18 protein-coding genes, 1 tRNA gene and 2 pseudogenes are annotated in these 17094 nt (G+C 62.6%); 12 read left to right on the top strand and 9 right to left on the bottom strand.

Annotation, left to right across the window (positions count from 1 at the left end):
* Positions 1–304: 304 nt before the first annotated feature.
* A complete protein-coding gene (gene chpT, locus JQ624_RS32295; protein ID WP_212422945.1) occupies positions 305–952 on the bottom strand; it encodes a histidine phosphotransferase ChpT in 648 nt (215 codons plus the stop codon).
* 150 nt (positions 953–1102) lie between these two features.
* On the opposite strand from chpT, the gene JQ624_RS32300 reads away from it, so the two are divergent.
* The gene (locus JQ624_RS32300) at positions 1103–1927 is read left to right on the top strand and encodes a 3'(2'),5'-bisphosphate nucleotidase CysQ (protein ID WP_212422946.1); all 825 of its coding nucleotides are present in this window, start codon (positions 1103–1105) and stop codon (positions 1925–1927) included.
* Here JQ624_RS32300 and JQ624_RS32305 read toward each other — a convergent pair whose 3' ends face one another.
* Positions 1928–2434, bottom strand: coding sequence for a YHS domain-containing (seleno)protein (locus JQ624_RS32305; protein WP_249130239.1), 507 nt, complete (start codon positions 2432–2434; stop codon positions 1928–1930).
* Between the two features lie 111 nt (positions 2435–2545).
* On the opposite strand from JQ624_RS32305, the gene JQ624_RS32310 reads away from it, so the two are divergent.
* From JQ624_RS32310 to JQ624_RS32320, 3 genes are all read left to right on the top strand, one after another.
* Complete coding sequence (locus JQ624_RS32310; RefSeq protein ID WP_212422948.1) at positions 2546–3145, top strand: DUF1134 domain-containing protein; 600 nt, start codon at positions 2546–2548, stop codon at positions 3143–3145.
* A 128-nt stretch (positions 3146–3273) separates the two neighbouring features.
* The gene (locus JQ624_RS32315) at positions 3274–4554 is read left to right on the top strand and encodes a hypothetical protein (protein ID WP_212422949.1); all 1281 of its coding nucleotides are present in this window, start codon (positions 3274–3276) and stop codon (positions 4552–4554) included.
* A 118-nt stretch (positions 4555–4672) separates the two neighbouring features.
* Positions 4673–4747: transfer RNA gene (locus JQ624_RS32320), tRNA-Val, on the top strand.
* A 544-nt stretch (positions 4748–5291) separates the two neighbouring features.
* Here JQ624_RS32320 and JQ624_RS32325 read toward each other — a convergent pair.
* Positions 5292–5520: pseudogene (locus JQ624_RS32325) on the bottom strand (DUF2840 domain-containing protein); the annotation flags it as partial.
* A 270-nt stretch (positions 5521–5790) separates the two neighbouring features.
* Here JQ624_RS32325 and JQ624_RS32330 point away from each other — a divergent pair.
* Both JQ624_RS32330 and JQ624_RS32335 read left to right on the top strand, forming a co-directional pair.
* Positions 5791–6543, top strand: coding sequence for a hypothetical protein (locus JQ624_RS32330; protein WP_212422950.1), 753 nt, complete (start codon positions 5791–5793; stop codon positions 6541–6543).
* A gap of 37 nt (positions 6544–6580) precedes the next feature.
* Entirely contained in the window at positions 6581–7486 is a 906-nt protein-coding gene (locus tag JQ624_RS32335; protein WP_212422951.1) for a folate-binding protein YgfZ, read from the top strand.
* A 61-nt stretch (positions 7487–7547) separates the two neighbouring features.
* Here the strand turns inward: JQ624_RS32335 and JQ624_RS32340 are convergent, their stop codons facing one another.
* Positions 7548–7883 (bottom strand): antibiotic biosynthesis monooxygenase, encoded by a 336-nt coding sequence (locus tag JQ624_RS32340; protein ID WP_212422952.1) that lies wholly within the window; start codon positions 7881–7883, stop codon positions 7548–7550.
* 21 nt (positions 7884–7904) lie between these two features.
* Positions 7905–8837, bottom strand: coding sequence for a ModD protein (gene modD, locus JQ624_RS32345; RefSeq protein WP_212422953.1), 933 nt, complete (start codon positions 8835–8837; stop codon positions 7905–7907).
* Positions 8838–9035: 198 nt separating this feature from the next.
* On the opposite strand from modD, the gene modA reads away from it, so the two are divergent.
* From modA to JQ624_RS32375, 6 genes and pseudogenes are all read left to right on the top strand, one after another.
* A complete protein-coding gene (gene modA / locus JQ624_RS32350) occupies positions 9036–9797 on the top strand; it encodes a molybdate ABC transporter substrate-binding protein (protein ID WP_212422954.1) in 762 nt (253 codons plus the stop codon).
* Between the two features lie 5 nt (positions 9798–9802).
* On the top strand, positions 9803–10489 hold the full coding sequence (gene modB, locus JQ624_RS32355) for a molybdate ABC transporter permease subunit (protein WP_212422955.1): 687 nt from the start codon (positions 9803–9805) through the stop codon (positions 10487–10489).
* Between the two features lie 2 nt (positions 10490–10491).
* A pseudogene (gene modC, locus JQ624_RS32360) lies at positions 10492–11610 on the top strand (molybdenum ABC transporter ATP-binding protein); the annotation flags it as partial.
* A 137-nt stretch (positions 11611–11747) separates the two neighbouring features.
* The gene (locus JQ624_RS32365; RefSeq protein ID WP_212422956.1) at positions 11748–12302 is read left to right on the top strand and encodes a peroxiredoxin; all 555 of its coding nucleotides are present in this window, start codon (positions 11748–11750) and stop codon (positions 12300–12302) included.
* A 6-nt stretch (positions 12303–12308) separates the two neighbouring features.
* Positions 12309–12854 (top strand): carboxymuconolactone decarboxylase family protein, encoded by a 546-nt coding sequence (locus tag JQ624_RS32370; RefSeq protein ID WP_212422957.1) that lies wholly within the window; start codon positions 12309–12311, stop codon positions 12852–12854.
* Positions 12855–12918: 64 nt separating this feature from the next.
* Positions 12919–13176, top strand: coding sequence for a bacterioferritin-associated ferredoxin (locus tag JQ624_RS32375; protein ID WP_212423013.1), 258 nt, complete (start codon positions 12919–12921; stop codon positions 13174–13176).
* A 104-nt stretch (positions 13177–13280) separates the two neighbouring features.
* On the opposite strand, the gene JQ624_RS32380 is transcribed toward JQ624_RS32375, so the two are convergent.
* From JQ624_RS32380 to JQ624_RS32395, 4 genes are read right to left on the bottom strand one after another with little or no spacing between them, the layout of a single operon-like run.
* Positions 13281–13577: a ferredoxin family protein gene (locus JQ624_RS32380; RefSeq protein ID WP_212422958.1), complete on the bottom strand. Its 297-nt coding sequence runs from the start codon at positions 13575–13577 to the stop codon at positions 13281–13283.
* A gap of 46 nt (positions 13578–13623) precedes the next feature.
* Positions 13624–14931 (bottom strand): FAD-dependent oxidoreductase, encoded by a 1308-nt coding sequence (locus JQ624_RS32385; RefSeq protein ID WP_212422959.1) that lies wholly within the window; start codon positions 14929–14931, stop codon positions 13624–13626.
* An 11-nt stretch (positions 14932–14942) separates the two neighbouring features.
* Positions 14943–16046 (bottom strand): electron transfer flavoprotein subunit alpha/FixB family protein, encoded by a 1104-nt coding sequence (locus JQ624_RS32390; protein ID WP_212422960.1) that lies wholly within the window; start codon positions 16044–16046, stop codon positions 14943–14945.
* Between the two features lie 24 nt (positions 16047–16070).
* On the bottom strand, positions 16071–16916 hold the full coding sequence (locus tag JQ624_RS32395) for an electron transfer flavoprotein subunit beta/FixA family protein (protein WP_212422961.1): 846 nt from the start codon (positions 16914–16916) through the stop codon (positions 16071–16073).
* Positions 16917–17094: the final 178 nt, after the last annotated feature.

Raw genomic sequence — 17094 nt, forward strand, 5'->3', positions numbered from 1 at the left:
TCCAGGATCTTCGCGTCGCCCGGGTCCTGCTCGAACCGCACCAACTGATTGTCGACCGTATCCAGACTCTCGCTGGTCTCGGTCAAAAACTCCCGCAACAAATCATCCATGAAACTGGCCTTCGTACGCACCGGCACGCGACATCGACGTGCCTTACGGAACTTGGCCAGCTTCTATGCAAAGCGTTTAATATTGGTTGCTCAAACGGAAAAGAACGGGATCAACAAAGAGATAAGACGGCAGAAATGAATTCTGCCGCCTGTTTTCAACTGTTGGTTAACCATGTTTGCGCATTGGCGCGCTTCTAGGCCGCGGTAACGATCACCTTTTCCCCGTCGGGCGCCAGCGTCACGCTCAGCCCGCAGGCCTGCGCCAACAGCCGCGTATAGTAAGGCTGCACCGCGTGCGCATCGACGGAAGCCGTCGAATTCGCGCTCAGGAGATCGGCGATGTTCTGCGGCAGGCGGGCGTTCAGGCCGGAAGAAGTGACGCGAAAACTCATCGTCTCGCCGTCGCCGATCGGATCGATCGTCAACGTACCGCCGCGCGGGATCGTCTGCTGCGCAATGATCAGCATGTTCAGCAGCAGCTTGACGCGGTTCTTCGGCAGCAACAGCCGCGGCAGATTCCAGGTGATGGTGATCTTGCCGTCCTCGATGTGGCCCCGCGCCATGGTCTGGGCATCGCCGAGATCGATCTGCGCGCCCGCCGATCCCGCAGCTCCAAACGCCAGGCGGCAGAACTGCAACCGTGCCGAAGCGGTCTTGGCGCTTTTGCGGATCAGATCGAGCGCGAACTCGCGGTCTTCGGGCTTCGGATTGTCATCAAGCACCTCAAGCCCATTGACGATCGCGCCAACCGGGCTGATGAGATCGTGACAGACTCGCGAACACAACAGCGCCGCAAGTTCGAGGGCATCGGGAGCAGGACCGGGAGACGAAATGCCAGACATCATGGGTTCCTGGAAAGCCGCCGAATCGCAAATTGCTGGCGGGCAGTTACGAATCACGCGTGCTTATCGGTTTGATACACTGCGCAGCCCTGTGCTGCCAGCACGGGGCGGCAATGGTAAGGCAGGACGAACAGCAAATAGGCCCAGCTCATGAATGAGGCACGTCCGCCCGCACTCGACCGCGATGCCGCCGCGGCGCTGATCGAGCCGCTGACCGACATCGTGATTCGGGCGGGTGCGGCCATCCTCGCCGTCAACCGTTCCGCCATGAAGGTCGACGGCAAGACCGACGGATCGCCGGTCACCGAGGCCGATCTGGCGGCCGACCGAATCATCGCCGAGGGCCTTGCCCAGGTGGCGCCCGACATACCGTCGCTGTCGGAAGAGCGCGCCCTTGAGGCCAAGCTGCCCTATAGGGAAAGCTTTTTCTTGATCGACCCGCTCGACGGCACTAAGGAATTCGTCGCCGGCCGCAACGAATTCACCGTCAATCTGGCGCTGGTGACCCACGGGACGCCACTGCTCGGCATCGTCAGCGCGCCCGCGCTCGCGCTGATCTGGCGCGGCATTGTCGGCCGCGGCGCGGAACGGCTGACGCTTGGCAAGGGCAAACCGCTGATCGAGCCGGTCCGCACCCGCCTTTGCCCGCCGCGCGGCCAGCCATGGACGGTCGCGGTCAGCCGGTCGCATGGCGATGCCAGGACCGAAGCCTTCATTGCGGCAAGGCCGGGCGCGGTGCGGTGCGAACTCGGCTCGGCGGTCAAATTCGGCCGGGTCGCCGAAGGCGGGGTCGATATCTACCCCCGGCTGTCGCCGACCTCGGAATGGGACGTGGCGGCGGGCCATGCGGTCGTTGCGGCCGCCGGCGGCCGGATCACGGATTCAAACGGCGCGGCGCTGGTTTTCGGCTCCGGGCGAAGCGACTTCATCGTTCCGGAATTCATCGCCTGGGGCGATCCCAACGCGGCGCCCTGACTACTGCGCCAGCCCTTGCTCCAGCGCCGGCCAGCGTGCGGCGGCGTCTTTCAGGAAACGCGCCGGCTCGGCGGCGAACGCATCGCGGTTTTCCTCGCGGCCGAACAGATAGAGCCGCTGGCCCGCGACCACCCAAAAGCGCGGGTTGCCCGCATAGGTTACCCCTCGTCCCAGATCGACCGGATCATAGCCGCCGAACTGAGGCCCGTAGATCTCCGGATGCGCGACGAAAGAGGCGCGATTGCCCTGGTTGCGGAAACGCCAGACGGCGCCGGCTTCGCGGGCCTCGAAGTCGGGCAACCCCAAGGCTGCCATGGACTCCGTGAAATACGCGACAGGATCGAAGCCCTCGATGGCGAGGCCGGAATAGCGGTTCACCACCACCCGCTCGGTGGTCGCGGCATGGGCGGCAAAATCAAGGCTGAGCGCAGCAAAAAAGCCCGCCAATAAGGCAAAAAGGGCTATTCCGAGGCGCGAACCGTATCTTTCCTGCCGTTGTGCCGTCATAGTTGGTGCCGATAACATGCGAGTCGAGGGGACACTGGGCGCAACCTAGAGCCATGCTTGTTGGCGTCAGGTTAAGGCGGCGGCCAGAATTTCGATGCCAGGGGTTCTTTCATGACGTTTGCTTCCCGCCTTGCCGCGGTGACGTTCGCCGCGCTGATGTGCTGGACCGTGCCGGCTTCCGCACAGCAGGTGCAGCCGGCGCCACCGCCACAACGCCAGCCAGGGCCCGAGACCTTTGGACCCGACGAACTGGTTTCGGCCGGGCACAAGTTCTTCGGCAACGTCTCGCGCGGCCTGGCGTCGGTCATCGAACGCGCCGTCAGCCAATGGGGCCTTCCCAACGGCTATGTGCTCGGCGAGGAAGGCTCGGGCGCTTTTGTGGCAGGCCTGCGGTATGGCGAAGGCACGCTCTACACCAAGAACGCCGGCGACCTGCGGGTCTATTGGCAGGGGCCGTCGGTCGGCTTCGACTGGGGCGGCGACGGCGCGCGCACCATGACGCTGGTCTACAACCTGCCCGCGACCAACGCGATCTATCAGCGCTTCGTCGGCATCGACGGCTCCGCCTATATCGTCGGCGGCTTCGGTATGACTGCGCTGACCGCCAACAACATCGTGCTGGTGCCGATCCGCTCCGGCATCGGACTGCGGCTCGGCGCCAATGTCGGCTATCTCAAATATACCCCGCGCGCGACCTGGAACCCATTCTGAGCCCACCTTCAGGCATAGACGCGCGTCTCCCCAGGCGGATTCAGGTTAACGCGGCATTGGGCTGGCGCAGGGCCGGCCCGGCGTGGCAATGTGATTAACGAATCCTTGTCTGTGCGGAGTGACCATCCATGATCGAACCGATCATGTACCTGGCGATCGGTTTTCTGGTCTCCATGCTGTTCGGTCTGATGATCGTGCCGCTGGTGCATAACCGTGCGGTGCGGCTGACGACGCGGCGGCTCGAGGCGGCAACCCCGCTGTCGATGGCCGAGATCCAGGCCGACAAGGACCAGTTGCGCGCGGAATTCGCGATGTCGGCGCGACGGCTCGAAATGAGCGTCGAGCAGCTCAAGAACAAGACCACCAGCCAACTCGCCGAACTCGGCAAGAAAAGCGACGCGATCAACCGCATGAAGATCGAACTCGGCGAAAAGAACGCCACGATCTTTTCGCTCGAAGCGCGCGAGAAGGCGGTGAAGGAGCAGTTGCGCGCCACCGAAGAGGAATTCGCGGCCAAGACCGAACTGTTGCGCAACGCCGAACAGGCGCTGACCGACAAGCAGGCCGAGCTCGCCAGGATCAATCACGAATTGAATGATCGTGCGATGACGGCGGACAGCCGCCAGGTCGAGCTGGTCGCGGTGCGCACGCAGATCGAGGAACTGAAGGGCCGCGTCGGTGACGCCGAAAAGGAATTTTCGACGACGCAGGCCCGCCTCGCCCAGGAGCGCGCCGACTCCGAGCGCGCAACGCACGAACTGAGCGAAGCGCGCAGCCGCGTCGAAAATTTGAGCCAGCGCGTCACCGATCTCGACCGGCAATTGATCGTCCAGGTCAAGGAAGCCGAGATGCTCGGCAACCGCGTCAACGACCTCGAAGCGCGGCTGGCGACGCAAGGCAAGATCCTCGCCGAACGCGAATACGAAAACAATCAGCTCAGGCAGGCGAACGAAAACGCCGAGCGTGCCGCACGCGAACTGCGCGCGGAGATCGCGGGGATGAACGGCGGCAAATCGCCGATCGTCGAGAAATTGCGCAGCGAGAAAGCAGCCGTCGAGGAGCAGCTTCGTGTCGCCCGCGACGAGCGCGCCAAACTGCAGCGTGACATCAACGCAATCCAGCAGCAGGCCGAAAGCTCGTGGCAGACCGAGCGGATGGAAAACGCGCTGCTGCGCGAGCGCATCAACGACATCGCCGCCGAGGTCGCCAAGCTCGCCATGCAGCTCGAGGGGCCGAATTCGGCGATCGAGGCCATGCTGGCCGCGGAACCTTCAGTGCCGAAAACCCCGGCCAAGCCCGCCAATGACATTGCCGGCACCGCCCCCGTCTCCGAAGGCGGCGGCACGCTGGCCGAACGCATCCGCGCGCTCCAGTCGCACGCCTCGCGGGCCCGCCAGCAGGGGGCGTAATTCTCCCGGCATTTGCGCGAAAATCGCCACGTTACGGCCCGACTGATCCTTGACACTAGGGGCCCGTACTTCGTAAATCGCGGGCTCTGACAGGGCCCATTGTTGGCCCACGTTTCCCGGACGCATAGCTCAGCGGGAGAGCGTTCCCTTCACACGGGAGAGGTCCAAGGTTCGATCCCTTGTGCGTCCACCATTGCCCTATAGATTCAAGGACGTAATGGATCAAATCCCCAGGGTGTGCCCCAAAGACTTGGAGCACAAGGGGGCTCTTCGCTTCGGCACGGTGGTCGCCAAAAATCGCTCCCCGACGCCAATCAAGAGACTTGGCTGATCCATTACGACGACATCCGTGTCGGCAACATCGTAATGCGACAACGACCAATGGAGCTGGAGAGTTCGCTTCTATGCGGTGTCGCATCGCGGTTGCAAGAGGTTAGAAATTCAAGCACTTGCGAGATCCGTCGTCATTCCTTCATGCCGTAAAAAATCCGCGTAGGCATTGCGTAAGCAGCAGAGGTGCACCCACAGCTCAGCTGGACAGGGCGCCCCTCCGAAGGTGTAGGTCACACCTTCGAATCTCGGCGACGTAGCGGTTGCCCGCAGGCCGCACGCGATGGAGCCTAGAGGAACACTCTCAGAACCGTTCCAGATGTAGATTGGGGACGGCTTTGCGACGATCGTCCCGGCGAGAATGGCAACTGCACCGATCGTCATGGCGAGTGTTCGGTTTCGGGTCGTCACGGTGCGACCTTCCGCCGATGGAGCGCAGGCCTGATGGCGTGACTTTGTGTAGGCGCGCCGGGTTTCGTTGAACGGACAGGCGGTTGTGAACGTGATGTCAATGGTCGGGCGCGACGTCGGCAGGATCGATGCCGAGGACCTCGACGGCATCGATCAACTGCAGCACGCGTTCGACCTTTGGCCAGCCGGACAGACGCCGGGTTTGACATAAGGGACCATCGAGCAATTCAGTGAATGACGTATGCGGAAAGTAGAAAATATGCCTGCGTCCTTCTCGGCGAGGAAATCTGACGCCGCGTTGCTTGAGAAATTTGAACCGCGCCCGACGTACTTTTTCCGCCTCCGCGGCTTGGCGACGCCGCCTCAGCGCACTTGGCATTCGATTTGCTGTTTATTTTTCTGAGCCCCGGCGAACCCGCTTCTGGACTTCGCCGTGTCGGAGTTGCGTCACGAATTGCGCGAAAGCCAACAGGAAAGCCATCAGCAGAGCAAGTCATGACGGACATGGCGGAACTGAAAAGGAGAAAGCAGCCGCTCAATTTGGCGATCGTGCATGCCGACGCGGAAGCATTCATCTCCAATTTGATGGGCTGGTTGGAAATCACCGCCTTCATTACGGCGCAGCGAGCCGGCGAAGCCAAAGTCCCTTCCAGCGGAGAGACCCCAAAGCTGTCACCGCAGCAACTGCGAAAAAGCGGGGTGCATGAGATTGGCAATGACGCGATCTTTGCCTTCTGCATGACGGCAGCGATGAAGGCGGACAAAGCGGCGGTGGACAGGGTGGAGTCCGCCCTGGTGGAGAGCATGGGGAGGGAATTTCCCGGATCGTCAGGCCTGTGGCATTTTCGCGCCCAGATCGACGCGCCGGTCACACTCGACGACTTCGTAGGTCAGGCCGGCAAGAAAATGCTGCTGCGCGACATTCGCCCGCCGCCGCTGCGCGCCAAGGAGAACTGGAACAGCGGGTTGCGCTTCTTCGAAAAGGCGCGCACATCCAATTTCGTCCACGAGATCATGTATCCCCTGGCAAACTGGACCCGGTCATGCTGGACCGAAACCCTGGAGCGGGGCGTCGCGTTCCTCCATCACATCGAAGATAACGTGCCTGTCTTGCGCACCGTTCTGGACGACCCCCGCAACGACGAGCCCTTCATCGCGAATGCGCTGCTGAATCTGGCCCCGGCGGTGGATATGGAATTGACCGAGGAGTATCAGGGATTTCTGCGATCGCTGGCACGGCGGAGCTAGCGTCCCGCATGTTGCGCCCGACCATGACGAGGCGATCATGACCTACTCTTTGAAGGCTGTCGTCTTGCGCGACCGCAAAATCGTGGCCATCAGCGGGACCGACCGCGTCAAGTTTCTGCAAGGTCTGACAACCAACGATATTCGCCGGCTAGCCCCGGACAAGGCGCTATATGCGGGGTTCCTGACAGGTCAGGGCAAGCTGCTCTGCGACGCCTTCGTAATGCAGGATGGCGACCGAATCCTCATCGACATCGCCACCGGCCTTGTCGAGGATTTTGTCAAACGCCTGTCTGCCTTCAAGCTGCGCGCGGCGGTGGAGATCGGCGAGGCGGCGCCCGCCCTCGCCGTTGCGGCGGTGTGGGGACCGGGGGCCACCGCGCGACTGGAACTCGACTCAGCGGAGGGCATAGTCGGCAACAGCGCGCTTGCCAAGGCCCATCTTGCTTTCGTCGACCCGCGGATCGCAGCCTTGGGTGCGCGGCTCATCTATCCGGCGGACGTCCCCATCGAGGCTGAGCTGGCCCGGCTTGGCTTCGCCAGCGCCACGGCGGCGCACTATGCCGAGCACAGGCTGGCGCTTGGTATTGCCGATACGGCCGAGATCGGAGGCGAGGTCTGCTATCCGCTCGAAGCCAATTTCGAAATGCTTCACGGGGTCGATTTCAAGAAAGGCTGCTATCTCGGCCAGGAACTGACGGCGCGCATGAAGCTCAAGGGCGAGTTGCGCAAGCGGATATTGCCGGTCAGCAGCTCGGCACTCTTGCCAACAGCCGGCACAACCGTGACGGCCGATGGAACCCAGCTTGGACCGCTGATCGCCGCCTCCGGCAGGCGTGGCCTTGCCTTGCTTCGCCTCGATCGTCTGGCCGACGCAAGAGAAGATTCCATCCGCGTGCAGGACGTGCCGATCAATATCCATTGGCCAGACTGGTTGCCGCGTTGAGTAGGTGACCACGCACGGTCCGGATCGCAGACAATCAGATCCAATCTCATCCACGGCCATGTCACCTCGCCTGATTGGCCGTTCCCAGACCGACAGTTTGACGCACTTCGAAACCCTCGAATTGAGGGGGACCCAGATACAGCGGCTTGGTGTCACCGGCCCGTTGATGCGCGGCCCGGAACGCCTCAGATTTGGTCCACGCTTCAAAGGCGGCACGACTCTGCCACACCGTGTAAGAGACAAAGAGTGTGTGATCCTCGGCTTCCGGACCTCGGAGAAGGTGAAACTCGACGAAGCCCGGCACCTCGTCGAGATGACTGTCGCGAGAGAGCCAGACCTGCTCGAAGTCCGCTTCGGACCCCTTTGCAACACGGAAACGATTCATCGCAATAAACATCGGGTGACCTCGAATGCAGCTCTACTGATCCGCCGATGACGGGCCGATCCGCACCTGAACGTCACACGGCCGCGCCAGATACGGCGATGATGTCACCACGACATCGGCCCCCGCTTGCGCGTAGGCTGCAACATTTCCTGCATGAATCCCGCCGGCAACCGCGACAACGGGCCGTGATCGCCCGATTGCAGCCATTCGCGCCACGAGCAGGGCAACTTGAGCCGGTGTGAACTTCTCCGCCTGAATGACATCGAAACCGACTGAAGCTGCGACGATCGCCGCCTCCAGCGTGTTCACTTCGATTACCAGACGCTTTTCCGGCGCGGCACGCCTCAGCCGCTCGACCAATCCCACGAAAGGCTCCCTGCCGAGAAATGCCTGGTGCTCCGGAAACACCAGCACCGTCTCCGACAACCCGAGCCGATGCATCACCGCACCACCTGCCCTCACCGCAGCGACCGCAAAGCGCTTGGTGCCGGGAACGTTCTTGCGCGTACAGGCAACCGCGATGTTGGGCGCGACAGCCGTTGCCGCAGCGACGATCGCATGGGCCTCCGTCGCAACGCCGGACCAGATTTCGATCAATGTCTGCGCCACCTTCCAGCTCCGCAGCAACGCCGACGCCGGGCCGTGCGCGGTCAGGATCGGCGATCCCGCCTCGAGCGCGGAGCCGGAGGACGCGAACAGCTCCACCCGGCAGCCGGCAAGCTCGATGATCGCAGCCGCATCCTCTGCAAGCGCCAGCACCATCGCGTCGCGGGCGATGAATTGCATTGCGCCGGAGACGGCGCCGATGCCGAGCGCATCCGTCGTAAGGTCGCCATAGGGAACGTCGTCGGCGAGGAGCGCTTCAAGCTCGGCACGCGATGCGACCGTTGGCTTGGGCCAGAGCGGCGTTGACGGGACGAATGCTGCTGGCGGCGGGACTGGGCGTAACTTCGCGGGGCTGCTCATGTGTCATGTCCGATTGGAGACATCATTGTCGCAACCGCGACAACGACAGGCGGGATCAGCCGGGTTCACAACGAAAACACCCGATCGCATGGCTAATAAGCAATCCCCGGACCAAACGCATCGCGGCATGCCGCTTGCTGAGATGACGAAGTCGGAGCGGAAGCCACGGACCCGCTGAAGAAGAATCAGGAGATCACGATGAGATTTTCCAAATCAGTTCGACTTGCCGCCGCTATCGCGACCTGGGTTCTCACGTCCACCAACCTGCCCGCGGCGCAAACCAACGTGGCCGTCGCTGCCAATTTCACCGAGGTCGCCAAGGAGATCGCCGCCGCCTTCAAGGCAAAGACCAGTCACGAGGCCGTGCTGAGTTTCGGCTCCAGCGGTCAGTTCTACACCCAGATCACGCAAGGTGCGCCGTTTCAGGTCTTTCTGTCCGCCGACGATGCCCGCCCGAAGAAGCTGGTCGATGACGGGCTGGCCGTGCCCGGCAGCAACTTCACCTATGCCATCGGCAAGCTCGTGCTGTGGAGCAAAACGCCCGGCCTCGTGAAGGGAGAAGAAACCCTCAAGGCTGCTTCATTCGCCAAACTAGCGATCATCAATCCGGTCGCGGCGCCCTACGGCGCGGCGGCGGTTGAGACGATGAAATTCCTCAAGATCTACGATGCACTCAAGCCGAAGATCGTGGAAGGCGCCACGGTCGTACAGGCCTTCCAGTTCGTCGAAACCGGCAATGCCGAACTCGGTTTCATCGCATTGTCGCAGCTCACGGGACCCGAGACGGGATCGCGCTGGCTGGTCCCGCAGGAGCTCTATTCACCGATCCGCCAGGATGCGGTGCTGCTGAAAACCGGAGCTCCGAATGAAGCCGCGACCAGTTTCATCGCCTTCCTCAGAAGCCCGGAAGCACGCGTCATCATCGAAAAATACGGCTACGTCCTCGACGGCCAGAGCTGAACGGCATGAGCGGCCTGCCACCCGAACTCTGGCAATCGGTCTGGCTCACCGTTGAGCTGGCGGCGATCACGACCGTCATCCTGCTTGTGGTCGCCACACCGCTTGCCTGGTGGCTGGCGCGATCGAAAGCCTGTTGGGCGGAAGCGATCGCAACCGTGATCGCGCTGCCGCTGGTGCTGCCGCCGACCGTTCTCGGCTTTTACCTGCTGGTGACACTCGGCCCCAACGGACCGGGTGGATCAATCGCGAGCCTGTGGGGCGGACGCACCCTCGCCTTCACCTTCGAAGGCCTGGTCATCGGATCGGTGCTCTACTCGATGCCGTTCGTGGTGCAGCCGATCCGTAACGCGTTCGCGGCGATCGGCGACCGGCCGCTGGAGGTTGCGGCAACGTTGCGCGCCTCGCCCCGGCGGGCATTCTGGACGGTGGCGGTGCCACAGGCGCGGCCGGGCTTCCTGACGGGCGCGGTGCTCGGCTTTGCCCACACCGTCGGAGAATTCGGCCTGGTGCTGATGATCGGCGGCAACATCCCGGGCCAAACCAAGGTGCTGTCGGTGGCTATCTTCGACTATGTCGAAGCTTCCCGCTGGCATGAGGCCAACATCCTGGCGGGTGGCATGGTGATCTTCGCCTTCGCGGTGATCCTGACGATGACGTTGATCGAGAAGCGCAGTGCGGTGGTTCGCCCGTGACCATGAAAAGACCCGCGATCGAACCCGGCACAATTCAGGCCGCATTTCGCGGCAGCCTCGGACACTTTTCGCTCGACGCCAGCTTCGTCGTTCCGGCCCGAGGTGTGACAGCGATATTCGGTGCTTCCGGCAGCGGCAAGACCACCGTGGCGCGCTGTCTCGCCGGCCTGCACTACCTGCCCGGAAGTTTTTGCGCGATCGATGGCGAAATCTGGCAAGACGAAGCGGCCTTTCGAAAAACGCACCAGCGGCCGATCGGCTACGTGTTTCAGGAAGCGAGCCTGTTCTCGCATTTGACGGTCAAACGCAATTTGCTTTACGGCGCCCCCAAAGACGTACAGGCGTCGAGCCAGGATAGCATCGGCTACGATGAGGTGATCGAGCTGCTGGGCTTGGTACAATTGCTCGACCGGTCGCCGCACAAACTGTCCGGCGGCGAACGGCAACGCGTCGCGATCGGCCGCGCGTTGCTGTCGCAGCCAAGACTGCTGCTGATGGACGAGCCGCTGTCGGCGCTCGACCGTCCGACCAAGAACGAGATTTTGCCGTTCCTGGAGCGGCTGCACGCACGGCTCTCGCTTCCGGTGTTCTACATCAGTCACGACATGTCGGAGATCGAACGGCTCGCCGATCACCTGGTTCTAATGCAGCACGGCCATGTCGTCGGCGCGGGACCGCTGCAAGTCCTGCAAGGCGACCCGTCGCTGCCGCTCGCCGCTGCGCGCGAAGCCGCGATCAGCCTGGACGCGACGGCTGAACACTACGACCCTGCCTACGGATTGGTGACGTTGCGCGTCTCCGGCGGGCGCTTGCTGGTGCCGGCGCCGCGGGTCGCCGCCGGCAAACGGCAACGGCTGCGGATCGCCGCAAGCGATGTCTCCATTGCCCGCGCGGCTCCGGACGCCAGTTCGATCCTCAACGTATTGCCGGCACGTATCGTTTCGAAGTCCCCGCTCGGGCCCGGCGAAGTCATCGTCGTTCTTGCCTTGGGAGCCGACGGCCGCGGCGCGCAACTGCTGGCGCGGATCACGCTGCGGTCGTGGGATCAACTCGGACTTGTCGAGGCAATGAATGTCTTCGCTCAGGTGAAAGGCGTTTCGCTGGTACCCGGACCAGACGGAGCGGCCAGCGAGGCTGCGGGACCAGACGCGATCGCCGCGCTCGACAAATTCCTCGATGGCATATCGTTTGCTTCGTCAAAAGCCATGGCCCTCCCAAAATCACATGCTCGACAAATCAAATCCCCTGGAGTTCGAAGATGCTCGGAATTGGAGACAAGCTTCCCTCATTCACCGTCGTCGGCGTAAAGCCCGGCTTTCACCTGCAGGAGGAAAAGGGACAGAGCGCCTTCGAGCCGCTGACGGATGACAGCTTTCCCGGAAAATGGAAAATCATCTTCTTCTATCCGAAGGATTTCACCTTCGTATGCCCAACCGAGATCGCCGAGTTCGCACGGTTGTCGAAGGATTTTGCCGACCGCGACGCCGTCGTGCTCGGCGGCTCCACCGACAACGAGTTCTGCAAGCTGGCCTGGCGCCGCGAGCATAAGGACCTGCATCACTTGCCGATCTGGCAGTTCGCCGACAGCAAGGGCTCGCTGGTCGACGGCCTCGGCGTCAGGTCACCGGATGGCGTCGCCTATCGCTATACGTTCATTGCCGATCCCGATAACGTGATCCAGCACGTCTATGCGACCAACCTCAACGTCGGGCGAAGTCCAAAGGACACGCTGCGCGTGCTCGACGCATTGCAGACCGACGAACTGTGCCCCTGCAACCGCGAGGTCGGTGGCGCGACCCTTAAGGTCGCGTGAGGCAGCATGTCGATCGAGGAATTGAAAGACAGCATTCCGGATTTCGCCAAGGACGTCAGGCTGAACCTGACGTCGATGGCGTCGGATGAAACGCTGGATGCACAGACCAAATATGGGCTCTTCCTGGCCTGCGCGATCACCACCCGCAATCCCGCCGTCATCTCGGCGATGGAAGCGTCAGCGGCCGACAAACTCAGCCCCGCCGCTATCGCGGCGGCCAAGTCGGCCGCCTCTGTCATGGCGATGAACAATATCTATTACCGTTTCGTGCATCTCGCTTCGAACAAGGAATATGCGACGATGCCGGCGCGGCTGCGCATGAACGTCATCGCCAATCCCGGCGTCGACAAGGCCGACTTCGAATTATGGTCGCTGGCGGTCTCGGCGATCAACGGCTGCGGGGCTTGCATCGACGCCCACGAGAAGATCCTGAATGAAGCTGGCGTTGCCGCGGCGACGATCCAGACCGCCGTCCGCTTTGCCGCTATCATCCAGTCGGTCGCGGTGGCGATCGAGGCAGGCGCCATGACGCTGGCGGAGGCGGCCGAGTAGTTCAAACGCCTCGTGACGCCCGTTGGCACGAGACCATCTGCTGAAATCGGGATTTGTGCTCGCCATGATCGTTTGCTCCTGCAATGTCCTGACCGACCACGACGTCCGCTCGGCCATGAGCGGCGCGGATGAGCTGCCGCGCACCACCCATCAGGTCTACGGCTGTCTGGGATGCAGGGTCGAATGCGGTCGCTGCGTCGCGACGATCCGCAAAATCATGGATATCACCCATGAAAGCTGCGACGGGGATTGTGACTCGAGATGGCCGCTCGGCGTTACTCATGCAGCGGCCGAGCCGGATCAAGCCGTCGCCACGCCATAGTGCCCCGGTGCGGAACTGATCCGACCGGGATGCCCTGGCCATCGTGCGGGCGGACAGCTATTCATTCATCGCCCGCATTCACGGCTATCCGCCCCACATCGCGATCAACCGAACTTGAACAGAACGCCGTAACCGCCGCGCGGATAGCTCCATTCGATGTCGCCGCTGGGCTCGCCAATCACCCGGCAGGTGCCGCATTCCACGCAACCGTCAACCGTGACCTCTACCTGCCCCTTGTCGTTGAGTTCGTAGCATCGCGCCGGACAGGCCTTGAGCAAGGTCAGCAGCGCCGGCGACGGCACCGTGTGCGGGCGCACCTTGATGTGGGCCCGGCCAGCATCGACCAGATAGCGGTTATAGAAGAGCTTGTCCTCGACACGCACAGCGAGCTCAGTCGTCATGTTCGATCTCCATCGTTAGGATCGCGTCCAGAATCAGCAATGCCGGTTACCGCCAGGCCCGGGCGAAGCGGTACGCATCGCCGAACAGACCCGTCCACGATCGCGCCTTGACGAATGATCGCAGCGTGGTCTTCTCCTTCTCGGTCTTCGGCGTGCCGTCGACGCGCACGAAACTCTGCATCGCCTTGGAGACGAGTTGCGGATAAGTAAGGAAGAAGTTCTGCGACTGGATATGCAAGAGTTGCGGCATATCCTTGTACTTCTTCAGATCCTTGATGACGAAGGAATCGTCTAGCATCTTCTTGTAGAGCGACAGGTTCTCTTTCGTCATCGGATCCTTGCGCGACTTGACCTGGAAGATCGCCTCCGCGGCGATGCGGCCCGAGGTCATGGCCAGATTGGATCCCTCGCGATGAATGGCGTTGTTGAGTTGCGCGGCGTCGCCGACCACCACCCAGCCCTCGCCATAGAGCTGCGGGATAGCGTTGTATCCACCCTCGGGAATGAGATGCGCAGAGTATTCCTTCACCTCCGAGCCCTCGATCAGCGGCGCCACCGAGGGATGGGACTTGAAACGCTCGAGCAACCCGTAGGGCGTCTCTCCGGTTTTCTGGAAGTCGGCGACCAGGCATCCGATGCCAAGCGATACGCACTCCTTGTTCGCATAGATGAATCCCATGCCGGTCATGCCGCGCGAGATGGTGCCGGCCGCCTCGATTACGGTGCCTTCATCGCCTTTGAGATTGAAGCGGGCTTCGATGGTCTCGCGCGGCAGAAAATGCATTTCCTTGACCGCCAGCGCAACATTGTCAGGCTTCGGCCTCTCGCGCAGATCGGCGCGCGTGCCGAGCAATCCGTTGACGCCTTCGGCCAACACAACCACGTCGGCATGGACCTCGCCGTCGTGCCGGTCGGTGCGCACGCCGATCACCCGGCCATAGGCGTCCTGCGCCAGCTCCGTCACGGTGGTTTCGCACAGGACCGTCGCGCCGGCCTCCCGCACCTTGCTGGAGAACCACTTGTCGAACTGCGCCCGAATGATGGTGTAACGGTTGGGACGCTCCTCGTTGAAATCATCAGAGCGATAATGCAGCCCGACATGGGCGCGGTCATCCATCATCCAGAACCGCTGCTCGACCAGATGACGTTCGAGCGGCGCATCTTCGCGAAAATCCGGGATCAGCTTTTCCAGCATATCGGCGTAGAGGATTGCGCCCTGAACGTTCTTCGAGCCCGAATATTCGCCGCGCTCGAGCTGCAGCACCTTCAGCCCGCGTTGGGCCAGCGTCAGCGCGGCGGCATTGCCGGCCATCCCGGCGCCGACGACGATCGCATCGAATCTTTCCTCGATCATGGCACGCTCCTCTAGCTGGCGATCCGGTCGCGCGCATGCGGCGACAGGCGCGCGCGGAAGGCTTCGGTCAATGCCGGCAACAGCCGGATCGCATCGGTAATGATCCCGACATGGGCGAAATCGAAGATCGGCGCGTTCTTGTCGGTGTTGATCGCAACGATAAGATCGGCGCCTTCGACCCCGACCCGATGCTGGATGGCGCCGGAGATTCCTGCGGCGATGTACAATTTGGGCCGGATGGTCTTGCCGGTCTGGCCGATCTGCCGGTCGGATGTGACCCAACCCTTCTGCACCAGCGGACGCGAACAGCCGTATTCCGCGCCGAGCACGGAGGCGAGCTGACGCACGAGCTGGAAATTCTCCGGCGATCCCAGCCCCAGCCCGCCGGCGACCACGACGTCGGCATAAGCGAGATTCGACTTCGCGGATTCGCGGTCGGGCAGAAATGACAGCACCTTGGTGACAATATCGTCCTCGACCAGGCCAAGCGGATGGCTGATGATACGACCGGGCTCGCGCGCGACGCGCTCCGGCATCGGCATTACGCGTGGGCGCACCGTCGCCATCTGCGGCCGATAGTTGAGCGTGTAGATCGTGCACATCAGCGAACCGCCGAAAGTCGGGCGGGTCGCGGCGAGCGAGCCGTCGGCATCGACATCGAGCGCCGTGCAGTCGGCGGTCAACCCGGTCAGCAGCGTTGTTGCCACCGAGCCTGCGAGGTCGCGGCCGAGCGTGGTGGCGCCCAGCAGCAGGATTTCCGGCTTGTAGGTGTTGACGACGTCGGTCAGAGCCTTGGTATAGGATTCGTTGCGATAGTCGGTGAGCAGGTTGTCGGCGACGACATAAGCGAGATCGGCACCGTAGCAGAACGCCTCGGCGGCAGCCTGCCGCGTCGCCTCGCCCTCGGGCCCGATCACCACCGCAGCGAGATCAACCTTCAGTTTGTTGGCAAGCTGGCGCCCGGCACCCAGCAATTCCCACGACACGGGATGGACCTGGCCGCGTTCCTGCTCGATGAACACCCAGACGTGCTTGTAGCCCTTAAAGTGATCCGGCAGCTCCTTCTTGGTCGCCGCACGACCTGCCGGGGTGGGTGTTTTCGCGGGTTCGCTCATCGGCTCGGCTCCCGTATCAATCCGTTAGAATCCGCGTGCCAGCGTAACGAGCTCGGCTTCGAGCTTGGGCTGCCGCTTGAAAATATCTTCGATCAGCGCTTCCGCGGGCGACCGGCTGCCGAAGTCGATCAGCGCCGCCTTCTCCGCGCGCGGCGGCGGGGCGAAGACCTTCTTGACGATCGTCGGCGAGCCCCGCAGCCCGCATTTCGCGATGTCTTCGACGCCCGCATCCTGCGCGCTCCATTTGACGATGGTAGCGCGCGCGGCCCGCAGTGCATCCTTCATCGCCCCGCGCCGGATCTCGTTGGTCGCCTCCAGCATGGTGATCAGACAGGGTAACCTCGTGCGCAGGATCTGAACACCACCCTCCGAGCGCCGCTCGGCCTCGATGGTGCGCGCGTCAAGATCGAGCGCGCCGATCCTGGCCACGTAGGTGAGTTGCAGGAGATCGAGGCGCTTGGCGATACCGGGGCCGACCTGGGCGGTGTCGCCATCGATCGTCTGCTTGCCCGTGAAGATGATGTCCGGCGCACCGTACGTGTCGCCTATCTTGCGGATCGCGGTGGCGAGCGCATAGGTCGTGGCCAGCGTATCGGCGCCGGCAAAAAAGCGATCCGTCAGCAGGACGGCGCGATCGGCCCCGAAGGTCAGCGCCTTGCGCAAACTGTCTTCAGCCGAGGGCGGCCCCATGGTAAGTACCGTGACCTCGCCGCCGAACTTGTCGCGCAGTTCGAGCGCAGCTTCGAGCGCGAACAGGTCATAGGGGTTGATGATGGTCGGCACCCCCTGGCGCATGATCGTGTTGGTCACCGGATGAACCCGGATCTGCGCTGAATCCGGAACCTGCTTGATGCAGACGACGATGTGCATTGCGGTTGCTCCGAGCCTGCCTGATGGCTCCGAGAAGAGAAGAGCAAGTGCCGTACCAACCGCGGCAGCCCCGAAATATGGATGTCAAGACAATGACTTGAGGACGCGGACGGACTGCCGGCCGAAGCTGTACGTCGGTCGCTGACAACGACAATTCCGACACGTCGCAAACACGACA

Source organism: Bradyrhizobium sp. AUGA SZCCT0283, from assembly GCF_018130385.1.
GTDB lineage: Bacteria > Pseudomonadota > Alphaproteobacteria > Rhizobiales > Xanthobacteraceae > Bradyrhizobium.

What these genes read in the sequence shown, in the direction of transcription:
- JQ624_RS32390 (WP_212422960.1), bottom strand. Translation starts at nt 16,046, where the DNA reads ATGAGCGAACCCGCGAAAACACCCACCCCGGCAGGTCGTGCGGCGACC.
- JQ624_RS32370 (WP_212422957.1), top strand. Translation starts at nt 12,309, where the DNA reads ATGTCGATCGAGGAATTGAAAGACAGCATTCCGGATTTCGCCAAGGAC.
- modB (WP_212422955.1), top strand. Translation starts at nt 9,803, where the DNA reads ATGAGCGGCCTGCCACCCGAACTCTGGCAATCGGTCTGGCTCACCGTT.
- chpT (WP_212422945.1), bottom strand. Translation starts at nt 952, where the DNA reads ATGTCTGGCATTTCGTCTCCCGGTCCTGCTCCCGATGCCCTCGAACTT.
- modD (WP_212422953.1), bottom strand. Translation starts at nt 8,837, where the DNA reads ATGAGCAGCCCCGCGAAGTTACGCCCAGTCCCGCCGCCAGCAGCATTC.
- JQ624_RS32395 (WP_212422961.1), bottom strand. Translation starts at nt 16,916, where the DNA reads ATGCACATCGTCGTCTGCATCAAGCAGGTTCCGGATTCAGCGCAGATC.
- JQ624_RS32380 (WP_212422958.1), bottom strand. Translation starts at nt 13,577, where the DNA reads ATGACGACTGAGCTCGCTGTGCGTGTCGAGGACAAGCTCTTCTATAAC.
- JQ624_RS32335 (WP_212422951.1), top strand. Translation starts at nt 6,581, where the DNA reads ATGACCTACTCTTTGAAGGCTGTCGTCTTGCGCGACCGCAAAATCGTG.
- JQ624_RS32305 (WP_249130239.1), bottom strand. Translation starts at nt 2,434, where the DNA reads ATGACGGCACAACGGCAGGAAAGATACGGTTCGCGCCTCGGAATAGCC.
- JQ624_RS32385 (WP_212422959.1), bottom strand. Translation starts at nt 14,931, where the DNA reads ATGATCGAGGAAAGATTCGATGCGATCGTCGTCGGCGCCGGGATGGCC.
- JQ624_RS32375 (WP_212423013.1), top strand. Translation starts at nt 12,919, where the DNA reads ATGATCGTTTGCTCCTGCAATGTCCTGACCGACCACGACGTCCGCTCG.
- JQ624_RS32300 (WP_212422946.1), top strand. Translation starts at nt 1,103, where the DNA reads ATGAATGAGGCACGTCCGCCCGCACTCGACCGCGATGCCGCCGCGGCG.
- JQ624_RS32340 (WP_212422952.1), bottom strand. Translation starts at nt 7,883, where the DNA reads ATGTTTATTGCGATGAATCGTTTCCGTGTTGCAAAGGGGTCCGAAGCG.
- JQ624_RS32330 (WP_212422950.1), top strand. Translation starts at nt 5,791, where the DNA reads ATGACGGACATGGCGGAACTGAAAAGGAGAAAGCAGCCGCTCAATTTG.
- JQ624_RS32365 (WP_212422956.1), top strand. Translation starts at nt 11,748, where the DNA reads ATGCTCGGAATTGGAGACAAGCTTCCCTCATTCACCGTCGTCGGCGTA.
- JQ624_RS32315 (WP_212422949.1), top strand. Translation starts at nt 3,274, where the DNA reads ATGATCGAACCGATCATGTACCTGGCGATCGGTTTTCTGGTCTCCATG.
- JQ624_RS32310 (WP_212422948.1), top strand. Translation starts at nt 2,546, where the DNA reads ATGACGTTTGCTTCCCGCCTTGCCGCGGTGACGTTCGCCGCGCTGATG.
- modA (WP_212422954.1), top strand. Translation starts at nt 9,036, where the DNA reads ATGAGATTTTCCAAATCAGTTCGACTTGCCGCCGCTATCGCGACCTGG.